This window comes from Streptosporangium sandarakinum (assembly GCF_013409935.1).
GTDB classification, from domain to species: domain Bacteria; phylum Actinomycetota; class Actinomycetes; order Streptosporangiales; family Streptosporangiaceae; genus Streptosporangium; species Streptosporangium nondiastaticum.
Genome location: NZ_JACCCO010000003.1, coordinates 1,133,369 through 1,145,583 on the forward strand (window position 1 = coordinate 1,133,369; position 12,215 = coordinate 1,145,583).

Genomic DNA, 12,215 nt, shown 5'->3' on the forward strand with positions numbered 1-12,215 from the left:
GATCGCCGTTTCAGGCGGGCGGCGATCCGGCCGCCGCCTCCTCCTGATGATGCTCCCGCATCAGCCGGTTGAGCCGGGGGACGAACGCGAACATCAGCGCGCCTGCGGCGAGCGCGATCAGCGCCAGCGTCAGGAAGTACATGGGCTCCGACACGTAGTCGCGCAGCCGCGCGGTCTGCCCGCCCACCGCGTCGCCCACCGCGATGGCGATGAACCACACCCCCAGCATCTGGCCCTTGAACGCCGCGGGGGCGAGCCTGGTGGTGATCGACAGCCCGACCGGGCTCAGCGCCAGCTCGCCGAAGACCTGCACGAGGTAGACCAGCACCAGCCACCACACCGAGATCCTGCCCTGCTCGGCCAGCTTGGCGGCCAGCGCCATGACCACGAAGCTCAGCCCGTTCATGAACAGGGCGAAGGCGAACTTGTGCGGGGCCGTGACCCGGTTGCCCAGCTTGACCCAGAGCGCCGCGAAGACGGGGACGAGGATCGCGATGAACAGCGGGTTGAACGCCTGGGTGGTCGCCGCGGTGATCCCGAAGCCGAACAGCGACAGGTCGGTGCGGTCCTGGGCGAAGAACAGCAGCACGGTCGGGGCGAGGTCGTAGAGCATCCAGAAGACCGCCGCGGCGGTGAACAGCCAGATGTAGGCCTTCATCCCCGAACGCTCATCCTCGGTCAGATTGTGGCTGCCGAGCAGGATGTAGGCGAAGTAGCCCACCGGCACGGCGACGATGAGCAGGGTCACCACCAGCGAGAACGCACCCAGGCTGAACGTTCCGGAGGCTGCCCAGAGCGCCAGCGCGCCGGCCACCGCGACGGCGGCGCCCGCGGCCGCGGTGGCGAAGCGCCGCCGCTCGCGCGGGGTCAGCCGGTGGCCGGGCGCGTCGCCCGCGCCCCGCAGGTGGCGGCGGCCCGCCGCGTACTGCCACAGCCCCAGCGCCATGCCGACCGCCGCCGCGCTGAAGCCCAGGTGCCAGCGGTCGCCGGAGGCGAGCCAGCCCACGACGAGCGGCGCGGCGAAGGCGCCGATGTTGATGCCGAGGTAGAAGATCGAGAAACCGGCGTCCCGGCGCGCGTCCTCGTCCTCCGGGTACAGCTTGCCGACCATCGCGGAGATGTTCGGCTTCAGCAGCCCCGTGCCGGTGATGATGAGCAGCAGGCCCAGGGCGACGAAGGCGCCTCCGTTCACCGGGATCGCCATGCTGATGTGGCCGCACATGATGATGAAGCCGCCCCACAGCACCGCCCGCCGGGCCCCCAGGATCCGGTCGGCGATCCAGCCCCCCGGCAGCGCCACGAGATAGATCAGCGCGCCGTAGACGCCGACGAGCGCCGTGGCGGTCTGCTGCGAGAGCCCCAGGCCCGACGCGGCGGGGGAGGCGGCCATGAAGGTGGCCAGGATGGCGCGCAGGCCGTACCAGCTGAAGCGCTCCCACATCTCGGTGCCGAACAGCGTGGCCAGGCCACGTGGATGTCCGAAGAAGGTCTTCTCCTCGGTGCGGGTCTCCGCGAACATGTGTGAGCCCCCCGGCCTCGTCGCGTGATGACACTCCACCCTACGTAGCGGAACGGGGTGTCCTGTCCCGGCTGGGAGCATCCCGTTCCGGGGTGTTTATGCAGGTGGTGGGCGTTTTCGACTCGGTGGGCGCATCGGCGGGCACCGCCCGTCCCGGACCGGCCCGCTCCTCGACTTTGGGCCTTGTCCCAGGTCCGTGGCGTGTGGTGCGATGCATCCCAACCGGGCGGGCGAACACGTTGCGAACACGGTGCGGAGGCGTCATGACGGGTGTCCTCGGAGAGCGCGCGGAGATCGAGCGGGAGATCGGCGGCCGTACGGTCTGCGACCTGCTGCGGGAGGCGGCCGAGCACCATCCCGGCGCCCCCGCCTACTCCGACCCCGACGGCGACGGCTGGGTCACCCTCACCTACGCCGACGCCCGCCGCCGCGTCCTGGAGATCGCCGCCGGCCTCGCCGCCCTGGGGCTGCGGCCCGGCGAGGCGGTCGCGCTGATGATGGTCAACCGCAGCGAGCACGTCCTGGCCGACCTGGGCACGGTGCACGCCGGGGGCGTCTCCTGCTCGGTCTACGCGACCTTCACCCCCGAGCAGGTGGCCTTCGTCGCGGGTGACGTCGGCGCGCGGATCGCGGTGCTGGGCGGGCCTGGGGAACTGGCCACGTGGGAGCCGGTGCTCGACCGCCTCCCCGCCCTGGAGAAGGTCATCGTGCTGGAGGGGGCCCCGGCCGGCGACCGGTTCCTCGCCTGGGACGACTTCCTGGCCCTGGGCCGCGAGCGGCTCGCCGCCGACCCCGCCGCCGTCGAGGCCCGCTGGCGGGCCGCCCGGCCCGGCGACGTCCTGACCGTGCTCTACACCTCCGGCACCACCGGGAACCCCAAGGGCGTGCCGCTGACCCACGCCAACGTGCTGTTCGAGGTGGTGGCCACCACCCGGATGGCCGACCTGCCGCAGCGCGGCACGCAGATCTCCTACCTCACCTACGCGCACATCGCCGAGCGGGTCCTCAGCCTCTACCTGCCGCTGCTGAAGATCTCCCACACCCACTTCTGCACCGACATGGCCCGCCTCGGCGCCGTCCTCGGCCAGGTGAGGCCGGTGCTGTTCTTCGGCGTGCCGCGCGTGTGGGAGAAGATGATGGCCCGCCTGCAGGCGCTGCTGGTCTCCCAGCCGGAGGAGCAGCAGCGGGCCGTGCGCGAGGCCATGGCCGCCGGGCTCGCCCACATGGAGGCCGGGCAGTACGGCGGCACGCCCTCGCCCGAGGTGCGGGCCGCCTACGAGCGCGCCGACGCCGGGTTGCTGTCGGTGATCCGCTCCATGATCGGTCTCGGCGACGCCGCCTGGCTGGGCAGCGCCGCCGCGCCGATGCCGCTGGAGGTCCAGCGCTTCTTCGCCGGCCTCGGCCTGTGCGTGCTGGACGTGTACGGCATGACCGAGACGACGGGCGCCTTCACCGCCAACGCCCCGGACCGCTACAAACTCGGCACGGTCGGCCAGGCCGGGCCGGGCGTGGAGGTCCGCATCGCCGAGGACGGGGAGATCCTCACCCGCAGCCCCGCCAACACCCGCGGCTACCTGAACCGCCCCGAGGCGACCGCCGAGCTCATCGACGAGGACGGCTGGCTGCACACCGGCGACATCGGCACGATCGACGACGACGGTTTCATCCGCATCGTGGACCGCAAGAAGGAGCTCATCATCACCGCCGGCGGCGAGAACATCTCCCCGGCCAACATCGAGAACCACCTCAAGGAGCACCCGCTGATCGGCCAGGCCCTCGCCTACGGCGACGGCAGGCCGTACCCGGTGGCGATCCTCACCCTCGACGGCGAGGTCGCCGCCGGCTGGGCCCGCAGCCGCGGCATCCCCGCCACCGACCTCGCCGGCCTCGCCGGGCACCCCGAGGTCCTGGCGGAGGTCGGGGCCGCCGTCGCCGCCGCCAACGAGCGGCTGGCCCGCGTCCAGCAGGTCAAGCGCTGGCGGCTGCTGCCGGCCGAGTGGACCGCCGAGACCGAGGAGCTGACCCCCAGCCTCAAGCTCAAGCGCCGGGTCGTGCACGCCAAGTACGCCGGGATCATCGACGAGCTGTACCGCGACTGACGGGCGCGGCACCGCCGGGGCGCGGCGTCCCCGGCGGGAACGGGCCGGGTCCCCACGGGAGGCCGGGGCCGGTGGCGGGGCGCGGCGCGGCCGGGAGCCGTCGTTTTGCCAACCGGGCGCGTGTCGCCTGCCCGGTCGTTACCGGGCGTTTCCTAACGTCCTGGCCATGGCTATGAGACTCCTTCTGCCGCTCCTGGCGTCGGGGGCCGCCCTGTCCGCCCAGGCGGGGCCCGCCACCGCCGCCGAGGAGCCGGTGATCCGTTCCGTGACCCTGCGCCCCGGCACCCCCGTGGTCGGCCCGGCCGGTTCCCTGCGCCTGGTGATCGACGTGGTCGCCCGCGGGGCCGCCGGGCCGGACGCGGTGGCCGTCCGGGTCGAGCCGGGCACCCCGCCCGCCGGCGGCACGGTGCTCCGGCCCGAGCCCCTGCCGCCCACCGTCCAGCAGTGGGGGACGCCGATCCCGGCCCACGCCGTCTTCTCGCGTCCCGCCGTTCCCCGGGCACTCGCCGTACGGAGGACCGGCGGCGGGCGCCGGACCCAGGCCGCCCGTGTCGCGGCCGTGCCCGCCGTACCCGGGGCGCCCGCCGAGCCCGCGACGGAGACCGGCGGCGGGTGGGAGACGTGGCGGTTCCTGCCCGACAAGCAGCTCAACCGCTGGTACCCCGCCGGACCCTGGATGGTCATCGCGACCGCCAGGGGCGCCGGCGGCGCCTCGGCCACCGGTTACGCCCGGTTTGAGCTGAAACGCGCCACCCGGTTCAGCTCGATCGAGGCTGTCCGGGAGGGCCGGGAGGGCCGGGACGTGAAGGTCACGGGTGTGCTGAACCGGGTCGATCCGCAGGGCTACCTCGACTACGCCCCGTTCCCCGGCCAGCCCGTCGAGATCCTGCACCGGGAGGAGGGGCGGGAGAGCTGGACGACGGCGGCCTCGGCCACCACCGACCGGCAGGGACGCTTCACCCGCCGGATGCCGGGCGCGGCCCGCGGGGGAGGCGGCGACTGGCGGATCCGGTACGCCGGGACGTCCGGCCACGCCCCCCGGCTGAGCGTCATCCACCCGACCGGCGGCCGGTAGCGGCCGGGCCCCGGAACGGACACGGGCCCCGGCGCCCGCCGTGCTCCGCGGCCCGCGGACGCCCTCAGGAAGCGGCCACGGACACGGCCGCCGGCCGCACCGGGCGCGGCTCCGGCTCAGGCCAGGGCGTGCACGACCGCGCCGAACACGGCGGGCAGCCGCTGCGCCGCCGGGACCACCAGCCGGGGCACCGCCCGGTGCCTGCGGGCCGACACCAGCGCCCCGGTGAGCAGCCGGTGCCGCCGCGACAGCCGCAGCCAGGCGCCCTCGTAGGACTGCGGGGCGCCGGCCCGCAGGCAGCCCACCAGCACCCGCGCCGACGTCAGCGCGAGGGACACCCCCTCGCCGGTCAGCGCGTCGACGTACCCGGCCGCGTCGCCGACCAGCAGCACCCGGCCGGCGACGCGGGCGCGGACCCGCTGGCGCAGCGGACCGGCCCCGCGCACCGGGGTCACGGCCCGGCCGCCCAGCCGCTCCAGCAGCGCGGGGAAGTCCGCCAGGTGCTCGGCGTAGCCGCGCCGCCGCGAGCTCAGCACGGCCACGCCGACCAGCTCGTCGCCCACCGGCGTCACGTACGCCTCGCCGTCCGCGGCCCAGTGGACCTCCACGAAGTCGCTCCAGGGGGCGACGCGGTAGTGACGCCGCAGGCCGTACCGGCGCGGCCCCGGATCGGGCAGGCCGAGCCCCAGCATGGCCCGCACGGGGGAGTGCAGGCCGTCGGCGGCCACCAGCCAGCGGGCGCGCAACCCGGCGGCCCGGACCCCCTCGCCGTCCTGCCGCACCTCCTCCACCCGGCCGGGGAGGACCTTCACCCCCAGCTCGGCGGCGCGCGCCGACAGCGCGGCGTGCAGCTCCGTGCGCCGCACCCCGAGTCCGGGCCCGTCGCGGAAGGCCGCCTGCGCCCGGTGCCGCCCGTCGAGATAGCTGATGCCGCGCAGCGCCCGGCCCGGCGGCCGCACGCCCAGCGCCCGCAGCGCGGCGACGCCGCTCGGCATCAGCCCCTCGCCGCACGCCTTGTCCACCGGCGCGAGGCGGGGCTCGACCACGACCGCCTCCATGCCCGCCAGCGTCGCGTGGATGGCGGTGGCCAGGCCCGCCGGCCCGCCGCCGGCGACCAGCACGTCGATCACGCCGGGGCCCGCCCGGGCACCGGCGGGGCCGCCACGGCCAGCGCGGCGTCCTCACACCGGATCCGCACCACCATCAGCGCGGCGTTGAGCACGGTGAAGACGGCCGCGGTGACCCAGGCGCCGTGCACCAGCGGCAGCGCCGCGCCCTCGGCGGCCACCGCCACGTAGTTGGGGTGGCGCAGCCAGGACAGCCGGTACGGGCCCCGCTCCACCAGCGGCAGGCCCGGCACCACGATCACCTGGGTGTTCCAGCGCGGGCCCAGCGCCGCGATGCACCACCAGCGCAGCGCCTGGGCGGCGGCGACCACGGCCAGCATCGGCCAGCCCAGCGCCGGGACGAACGGGCGGCCGGCCAGCCCGGCCTCCAGCAGGCACCCGGCGAGCAGCCCGGTGTGCAGGGCGACCATCCACGGGTAGTGGCCCCGGCCGTACACCACCCCGCCCCGGGCCAGGCTCCAGCGGGCGTTGCGGCGGGCGACCACCAGTTCGGCGAGCCGCTCGGCCCCGACGAGCAGCACGAGCAGCAGGTACCACGTCGAGAGATGCCAGGTCATCGGCCCCTACCAGCGCAACAGGACGAGTTCCGAGCAGAATCCGGGGCCCATCGCGATGAGCAGTCCCGGGGTGCCCGGCGGCGGCCGCAGGGCGATGGTGTCACGCAGCACGTGCAGCACCGAGGAGGACGACAGGTTGCCCACCTCGGCCAGCGAACGCCAGGTGACGTCAAGCGCGCCGGCGGGCAGGTCCAGCGACTCGGAGACGGCCTCCAGAACCTTCGGGCCCCCGGGGTGGCACACCCACGCCGTCACGTCGGAGACGGTGAGGCCGTGGTCGGCCAGGAAGCCGTGCACGTCGTCGGGGAGGTAGGCGCGCACCACGTCGGGCACGCCCGGGTCGAGCAGCACCTTGAAGCCGCCGTCGCGGACGTCCCAGCCCATCACGTGCCCGGAGTCGGGGTACAGGTGGCTGCGGGTCGCCACCACCCGCGGACCCGCCCCGCCGTCCGCCGCGCGGCCGTCGGCGGGGCCGCCGCCCACCGCCGCGGACGTCCCCGCACCGGCGCCCGCCGCGGGCGCCGCCGCGCCGCTCCCGCCGTCCCGCTCGTCGCCGCAGGCCACCACCGCCGCCGCGCCGTCGCCGAACAGCGCGCCGGCGACCATGTTGGCCGGTGAGACGTCGTCGCGCTGCAGGGTCAGCGAGCACAGCTCCACCGACAGCAGCACGGCCACGTGGTCGGGCCAGCCGCGCAGGTAGTCGTGCACCCGGGAGATCCCGGCGGCCCCCGCCACGCAGCCGAGCCCGAACACGGGCACCCGCTTGACGTCGGGGCGCAGCCCCAGGCGGCCGACCAGCCGGGCGTCCACCGAGGGGGCGGCGACGCCGGTCACCGAGGTGAACATGATCATGTCGACGTCGCGGGGTTCGAGGCCCGCCGCGTCCAGCGCGGCGCCGACCGCCTCGGCGCCCAGGTCCACGGCGGTCTCGACGAACACGTCGTTGGCCGCGCCGAACCCGTCGAGCTTGGCGTACCCGTCGAGGGGGAGGGCCAGGTGCCGCGAACGGACCCGGGCGCTCGCGTGCAGGCGGTCCAGCAGCCGCCTGCCGGTGCCTTCGAGCCCGCACATCCGCGCGACGGCGTCGGTGATCTCGGCCTGGGAGTAGCGGTTCGGTGGCAGCGCGCCGCGTACCGCGGCGATTCGCGTCATGTGGCAGGTACCCCCCGCACGGAGGAAAGCGGACACCGGTCTCCTTGCCCACCTACGACTGTGACATGCCTCACCCGTCCTAACGGTAGTGTGACGCCCCGCCCGCCCCAGGCGGCGACGCGCCGCCCCGGCCCGGCGGCCCGCCGGGCCCGGCCGTCCGGGTGGCCGCCAGGTCCTCCCCTCTACGATCGGTCCGTGACGATGAGCGGGCGTTCGCGGGAGCATGGGCGCCCCGCCGGGCGGGAGGGCCTCCGGGGACCGGCGGGCGCGATCCGGGTGGCGTGGGCGCTGGCGCGGGCCTGCCATCCCGGGCCGACCGTGGCGGTAACCGCCATGGTGGCCGCCCTCGCCGTGGCGAGCGGCCGCGACGCCGCCGGGTGCGTCCTGGTGGCCGCCGCGGTGCTGTCCGGGCAGCTGTCGATCGGCTGGTGCAACGACGCGGTGGACGCCGGGCGCGACGTCGCCGCCGGCCGTACCGGCAAGCCGGTCGCCGAGGGCGCGGTGGGCGCGCGGACGGTGTGGGCCGCCGCCGCGGTCGCCGCGGCGCTGTGCGTGCCGCTCTCCCTGGCCTCCGGGCCCGCCGCCGGGGCCGCGCACCTGGCCGGCGTGGCCGCCGCCTGGGCCTACGACCTGCGGCTCAAGGCCACCGCGCTGTCGTGGCTGCCGTACGCCGTGGGGTTCGGCTCGCTGCCGGCGTTCGTGGCCCTCGGGCTGCCGGGCCACCCCTGGCCGGCCTGGTGGGCGGTCCTGGCCGCGGCGCTGCTCGGCTGCGGCGCGCACCTGGCCAACGTCCTGCCCGACATCCCGGCCGACCTCGCCACCGGGGTCCGCGGCTGGCCGCAGCGGCTCGGCGAGGCCCGCGTCCGCGTGCTGGTCCCGCTGCCGCTGCTGCTGGCCACGGCGGTGCTGGCCCTCGCCCCGCCGGGGCCGCCCGGCGCGGGAGGCTGGGCCGCCCTCGCCGCGGCCGTCGCGCTCACCGGCGCCGGGACGCTGCTGGGCGGGCGCTCGCCGCGCGTCCCGTTCGTCACGGCGATCGCGGTGGCCGCGGTCGGCGTGGTCCTGCTGCTGGCCCGCGGCACCGAGATCACCGCCGCCTGACGCCGGTCACCCCTCCGGTCACGGTCGCCGGCCACGGCGGGCCATGCGGGAAAGCACATCTCCGGGCTCCCGCTCATCGGCTCCCGGAAACCGTCCTGACCTGGTGGTCCACCGCGGCCGGTCCGGTGGTCGCGGCTCCGGCGGCGGTCGCCGGGATCTTTAACCGGTTGCGGCTTCCCGGGCGTTCTGGCGTCATTGTGAGCGATCGGTCGACCGTACGGAAGGAGGCGATGCGGTGATGGCGTACAACGAGGTGGCCGGAGGGCGGGCCCCGATCCGAATGTGGGCCGACCCCGACGGGGTCGAGCCCGAGGTGATGCGGCAGCTGCGCAATGTGGCGAACCTCCCCTGGACCCACGGCGTCGCCGTGATGCCCGACGTCCACCACGGCAAGGGCGCGACGGTCGGCTCGGTCATCGCCATGCGGGACGCCGTCTCGCCCGCCGCGGTCGGGGTGGACATCGGCTGCGGCATGACCGCGGTGAAGACCTCCCTCACCGCCGCGAACCTCCCCGACGACCTCGGTTACCTGCGCTCGAAGCTGGAGCAGGCGATCCCGGTCGGCTTCGGCCTCCACAAGAACCCGGTCGACCCGGTCAGGCTGCACGGGGTCCCGACCGCCGGCTGGGCGGACTTCTGGAAGGACTTCGATCGCCTCGCCCCGGCCGTGCGCCCGAAGCGGGAGCGGGCCGAGGCGCAGATGGGCACCCTCGGCGGCGGCAACCACTTCCTGGAGATCTGCGCCGACGACCGCGACGCGATCTGGGTCGTGCTGCACTCCGGCTCCCGCAACATCGGCAAGGAGCTGGCGGAGTACCACATCGAGCGGGCCCGGATGCTGCCGCACAACCAGGACCTGCCCGACCGCGACCTCGCGGTGTTCGTCGCGGGCACGCCGCAGATGGACGCCTACCGCCGCGACCTGTTCTGGGCGCAGGACTACGCGCGGCGCAACCGGACGGTCATGATGGCCCTGGCCTGCGGCGTGCTCCGGCGCCACCTGCCGGGTGTCACCTTCGAGCAGCCGATCTCCTGCCACCACAACTACGTGGCCGAGGAGCGGTACGACGACGTGGATGTGCTCGTCACCCGCAAGGGCGCGATCCGCGCGGGATCCGGCGATCTCGGCATCATCCCCGGCTCGATGGCGACCGGCACCTACATCGTGAAGGGCCTGGGGAACGCCGCGGCGTTCAACTCCGCCTCACACGGTGCCGGTCGCCGGATGAGCCGCAACAAGGCGAAGCGGACCTTCACCCTCGCCGACCTCAAGGCGCAGACCGACGGAGTGGAGTGCCGCAAGGACACCGGCGTGATCGACGAGATCCCCGCCGCCTACAAGGACATCCGGTCCGTCATGGCCGCGCAGTCCGACCTGGTCGAGGTCGTCGCCCGGCTGCGCCAGCTCGTCTGCGTCAAGGGCTGACGGCGATGTGACGAGCATCTCCCGGGGAGGTCCGGCCCGGGGGCCGGCCGAGGCCGGCCGGGACCGCTCCCCGGGCCCGAGCAGGGGAGACCCGGGTCCGATCAGGGGATGGCGGGCCGGCACCGGTGCGGGAGAATGGGCGTCCGCCCGCGGAATCAGCGATCCGCCGATGATGTTCTCAACGGTTGGACGTGGTTTCATGGGCGCACCGGGCCGGCCCAGGCCGGCCCCGTCCGACCAGCGCTGACAAGGGAGGTGACGTCCCATGTTGCAGGACTCGTTCGGCCGGGTGGCGACGGACCTGCGGGTGTCCCTCACGGACCGCTGCAACCTGCGGTGCTCCTACTGCATGCCGCCCGAGGGCCTCGACTGGCTGCCCAAGGCCGGGTTGCTGACCGCGGACGAGATCGTCCGCCTGGTGACCATCGGCGTGGAGCGGCTCGGCATCACCGAGGTCCGTTACACCGGCGGCGAGCCGCTGCTCCGCCGCGAGCTCCTCGACATCGTGACCCGCACCGCGGCGCTGGACCCCACCCCCCAGGTCTCGCTGACCACCAACGGCATCGGACTGGCCCGGCTGGCCGCCCCGCTCGCCGCGGCGGGCCTGCACCGGGTGAACGTCTCCCTCGACACCCTCGACCGCGAGACCTTCAAACGGCTCGCGCACCGCGACCGCCTCGCCGACGTCCTCGACGGCCTGGCCGCCGCCGAGGCCGCCGGGCTGCGCCCGGTCAAGGTCAACACGGTGCTGATGCGCAGCGTCAACGACCACGAGGCGGTGCCGCTGCTGCGCCACTGCCTGGAGCGGGGATACGAGCTGCGGTTCATCGAGCAGATGCCGCTGGACGCCCAGCACGGCTGGCGCCGGGACGACATGATCACGGCCGACGAGATCCTCGCGCTGCTGAAGGAGTCCTTCGACCTGGTCCCCGACTCCCCGGTGGAGCGTGGCAGCGCCCCGGCGGAGCTGTTCGTCGTCGACGGCGGACCGGCCAGGGTCGGGGTGATCGGCTCCGTCACCCGGCCGTTCTGCGGCGCCTGCGACCGCGTACGGCTCACCGCCGACGGCCAGATCCGTAACTGCCTGTTCGCCACCGAGGAGTCCGACCTGCGCGCGGCCATGCGCTCCGGCGCCGGGGACGACGAGCTCGCCGAGCGGTGGACGGCCGCGGTCCGCGGCAAGAGGGCGGGCCACGGCATCGACGACCCGGCCTTCCTGCAGCCGTCCCGGCCGATGTCGGCCATCGGCGGCTGAGCGTGCGCTACGACGCGTGCGTGCTGGCCGGCGGCCAGGCCAGGAGGCTCGGCGGCCGTGACAAGCCCGGCATGTCCGTCGGTGGCCGCCCGTTGATCGAGACGGTCGCGGCGGCGGTGTCCGACGCCGGGCGGCTCATCGTCGTCGGGCCGCGCCGCCCGGGCCTGCCGCAGGCGGTCTTCCTGCGGGAGGATCCGCCCGGCGGGCCGGTCCCGGCGCTGCGGGCGGGGCTGGCCGAGGTGACCGCGCCGCTGGTCGCGCTGCTCGCGGCCGACCTGCCGTTCCTCGCCGCCGAGCACGTCCGGGCGCTGCTGGAGGCGGCCGACCCCGGGGCGGTGCTCATCGACGACGACGGCCGCGAGCAGTGGCTCGCCGGGGCCTGGCGCACCGCCGAGCTCGCCCGGGCTCTCGCGCGTTACGACGGGCGCTCCCTGCACGGGCTGCTCGCCCCCCTGGCGCCCGCCAGGCTCCATCTCGGCGGCGCGCCGTGGTTCGACTGCGACACCATGGACGACCTGCTGCGTGCCCGGAGTGGAACCGGACCGATTCCGAACGAGGAGTGAACAGTTGAACGTACTGACGGAGTGGACCACCCTGGCCTGCCGCGAGCTGGGCATCGACCCCTCGGCGGTCGACCGCGACGCGCTGCTGGACCTGACCAAGGAGGTCGCGCACGGCGTGACCCGCCCGGCCGCGCCGCTGACGGCGTATCTCCTCGGGCTGGCCCAGGGCGCGGGTACGGCGCCGTCGGACGCGGTGGAGCGGCTGACCGGGCTGGCCAGGGACTGGGAGCGGCGGGCCGGCGGCGAGACCGCCTAGTCACCGCCTGGTCACCGCCGTCACGCCGGAGGGCGGTGAGGCCGTCTGGTCTCCGCCGTCACGGAGGGCGGCGAGAGCGGCCGGTCTC

The 12,215-nt window shown here is 75.1% G+C and carries 11 protein-coding genes; 7 read left to right on the forward strand and 4 right to left on the reverse strand.

All coding sequences use genetic code 11. The features are described from left to right. Positions 1 to 10: 10 nt before the first annotated feature. Positions 11 to 1,519 (reverse strand): peptide MFS transporter, encoded by a 1,509-nt coding sequence (locus HDA43_RS31425; protein ID WP_179828039.1) that lies wholly within the window; start codon positions 1,517 to 1,519, stop codon positions 11 to 13. A 263-nt stretch (positions 1,520 to 1,782) separates the two neighbouring features. On the opposite strand from HDA43_RS31425, the gene HDA43_RS31430 reads away from it, so the two are divergent. Together HDA43_RS31430 and HDA43_RS31435 are read left to right on the forward strand one after the other, a co-directional pair. Further along, on the forward strand, positions 1,783 to 3,618 hold the full coding sequence (locus HDA43_RS31430; RefSeq protein WP_179828041.1) for an AMP-dependent synthetase/ligase: 1,836 nt from the start codon (positions 1,783 to 1,785) through the stop codon (positions 3,616 to 3,618). Positions 3,619 to 3,784: 166 nt separating this feature from the next. Continuing rightward, positions 3,785 to 4,693 carry a hypothetical protein gene (locus HDA43_RS31435; RefSeq protein WP_179828043.1) on the forward strand — a complete coding sequence of 303 codons (909 nt, stop codon included), beginning with the start codon at positions 3,785 to 3,787 and terminating at the stop codon, positions 4,691 to 4,693. A 116-nt stretch (positions 4,694 to 4,809) separates the two neighbouring features. Here HDA43_RS31435 and HDA43_RS31440 read toward each other — a convergent pair whose 3' ends face one another. Genes HDA43_RS31440 through HDA43_RS31450 form a run of 3 tightly spaced genes read right to left on the reverse strand, consistent with a single transcriptional unit; the run spans position 4,810 to position 7,529 of the window. Continuing rightward, positions 4,810 to 5,823: an NAD(P)/FAD-dependent oxidoreductase gene (locus HDA43_RS31440; RefSeq protein ID WP_179828045.1), complete on the reverse strand. Its 1,014-nt coding sequence runs from the start codon at positions 5,821 to 5,823 to the stop codon at positions 4,810 to 4,812. Further along, entirely contained in the window at positions 5,820 to 6,377 is a 558-nt protein-coding gene (locus HDA43_RS31445; protein WP_179828047.1) for an isoprenylcysteine carboxyl methyltransferase family protein, read from the reverse strand. The genes HDA43_RS31440 and HDA43_RS31445 overlap by 4 nt, the downstream gene beginning before the upstream one ends. A gap of 6 nt (positions 6,378 to 6,383) precedes the next feature. Continuing rightward, a complete protein-coding gene (locus tag HDA43_RS31450; protein ID WP_179828049.1) occupies positions 6,384 to 7,529 on the reverse strand; it encodes a type III polyketide synthase in 1,146 nt (381 codons plus the stop codon). Positions 7,530 to 7,730: 201 nt separating this feature from the next. On the opposite strand from HDA43_RS31450, the gene HDA43_RS31455 reads away from it, so the two are divergent. The 5 genes from HDA43_RS31455 (at position 7,731) to HDA43_RS31475 (ending at position 12,127) form a co-directional block, all read left to right on the forward strand. After that, the gene (locus HDA43_RS31455) at positions 7,731 to 8,627 is read left to right on the forward strand and encodes a UbiA family prenyltransferase (protein ID WP_179828051.1); all 897 of its coding nucleotides are present in this window, start codon (positions 7,731 to 7,733) and stop codon (positions 8,625 to 8,627) included. A 238-nt stretch (positions 8,628 to 8,865) separates the two neighbouring features. Further along, the gene (locus HDA43_RS31460) at positions 8,866 to 10,053 is read left to right on the forward strand and encodes an RtcB family protein (RefSeq protein ID WP_179828053.1); all 1,188 of its coding nucleotides are present in this window, start codon (positions 8,866 to 8,868) and stop codon (positions 10,051 to 10,053) included. Positions 10,054 to 10,318: 265 nt separating this feature from the next. Further along, positions 10,319 to 11,308, forward strand: a complete 990-nt coding sequence (moaA, locus tag HDA43_RS31465; RefSeq protein WP_179828054.1) for a GTP 3',8-cyclase MoaA — start codon at positions 10,319 to 10,321, stop codon at positions 11,306 to 11,308. Beyond that, a complete protein-coding gene (mobA, locus tag HDA43_RS31470) occupies positions 11,305 to 11,871 on the forward strand; it encodes a molybdenum cofactor guanylyltransferase (RefSeq protein WP_179828873.1) in 567 nt (188 codons plus the stop codon). Before moaA ends, mobA begins: the two co-directional genes overlap by 4 nt. Positions 11,872 to 11,875: 4 nt before the next feature. Beyond that, a complete protein-coding gene (locus HDA43_RS31475) occupies positions 11,876 to 12,127 on the forward strand; it encodes a DUF6457 domain-containing protein (protein ID WP_179828056.1) in 252 nt (83 codons plus the stop codon). The last annotated feature ends 88 nt before the right edge of the window (positions 12,128 to 12,215 follow it).

Coding starts and splice junctions, on each gene's coding strand:
- HDA43_RS31425 (WP_179828039.1), bottom strand. CDS start 1,519: ATGTTCGCGGAGACCCGCACCGAGGAGAAGACCTTCTTCGGACATCCA.
- HDA43_RS31430 (WP_179828041.1), top strand. CDS start 1,783: ATGACGGGTGTCCTCGGAGAGCGCGCGGAGATCGAGCGGGAGATCGGC.
- HDA43_RS31435 (WP_179828043.1), top strand. CDS start 3,785: ATGGCTATGAGACTCCTTCTGCCGCTCCTGGCGTCGGGGGCCGCCCTG.
- HDA43_RS31445 (WP_179828047.1), bottom strand. CDS start 6,377: ATGACCTGGCATCTCTCGACGTGGTACCTGCTGCTCGTGCTGCTCGTC.
- HDA43_RS31450 (WP_179828049.1), bottom strand. CDS start 7,529: ATGACGCGAATCGCCGCGGTACGCGGCGCGCTGCCACCGAACCGCTAC.
- HDA43_RS31455 (WP_179828051.1), top strand. CDS start 7,731: ATGAGCGGGCGTTCGCGGGAGCATGGGCGCCCCGCCGGGCGGGAGGGC.
- HDA43_RS31460 (WP_179828053.1), top strand. CDS start 8,866: ATGGCGTACAACGAGGTGGCCGGAGGGCGGGCCCCGATCCGAATGTGG.
- moaA (WP_179828054.1), top strand. CDS start 10,319: ATGTTGCAGGACTCGTTCGGCCGGGTGGCGACGGACCTGCGGGTGTCC.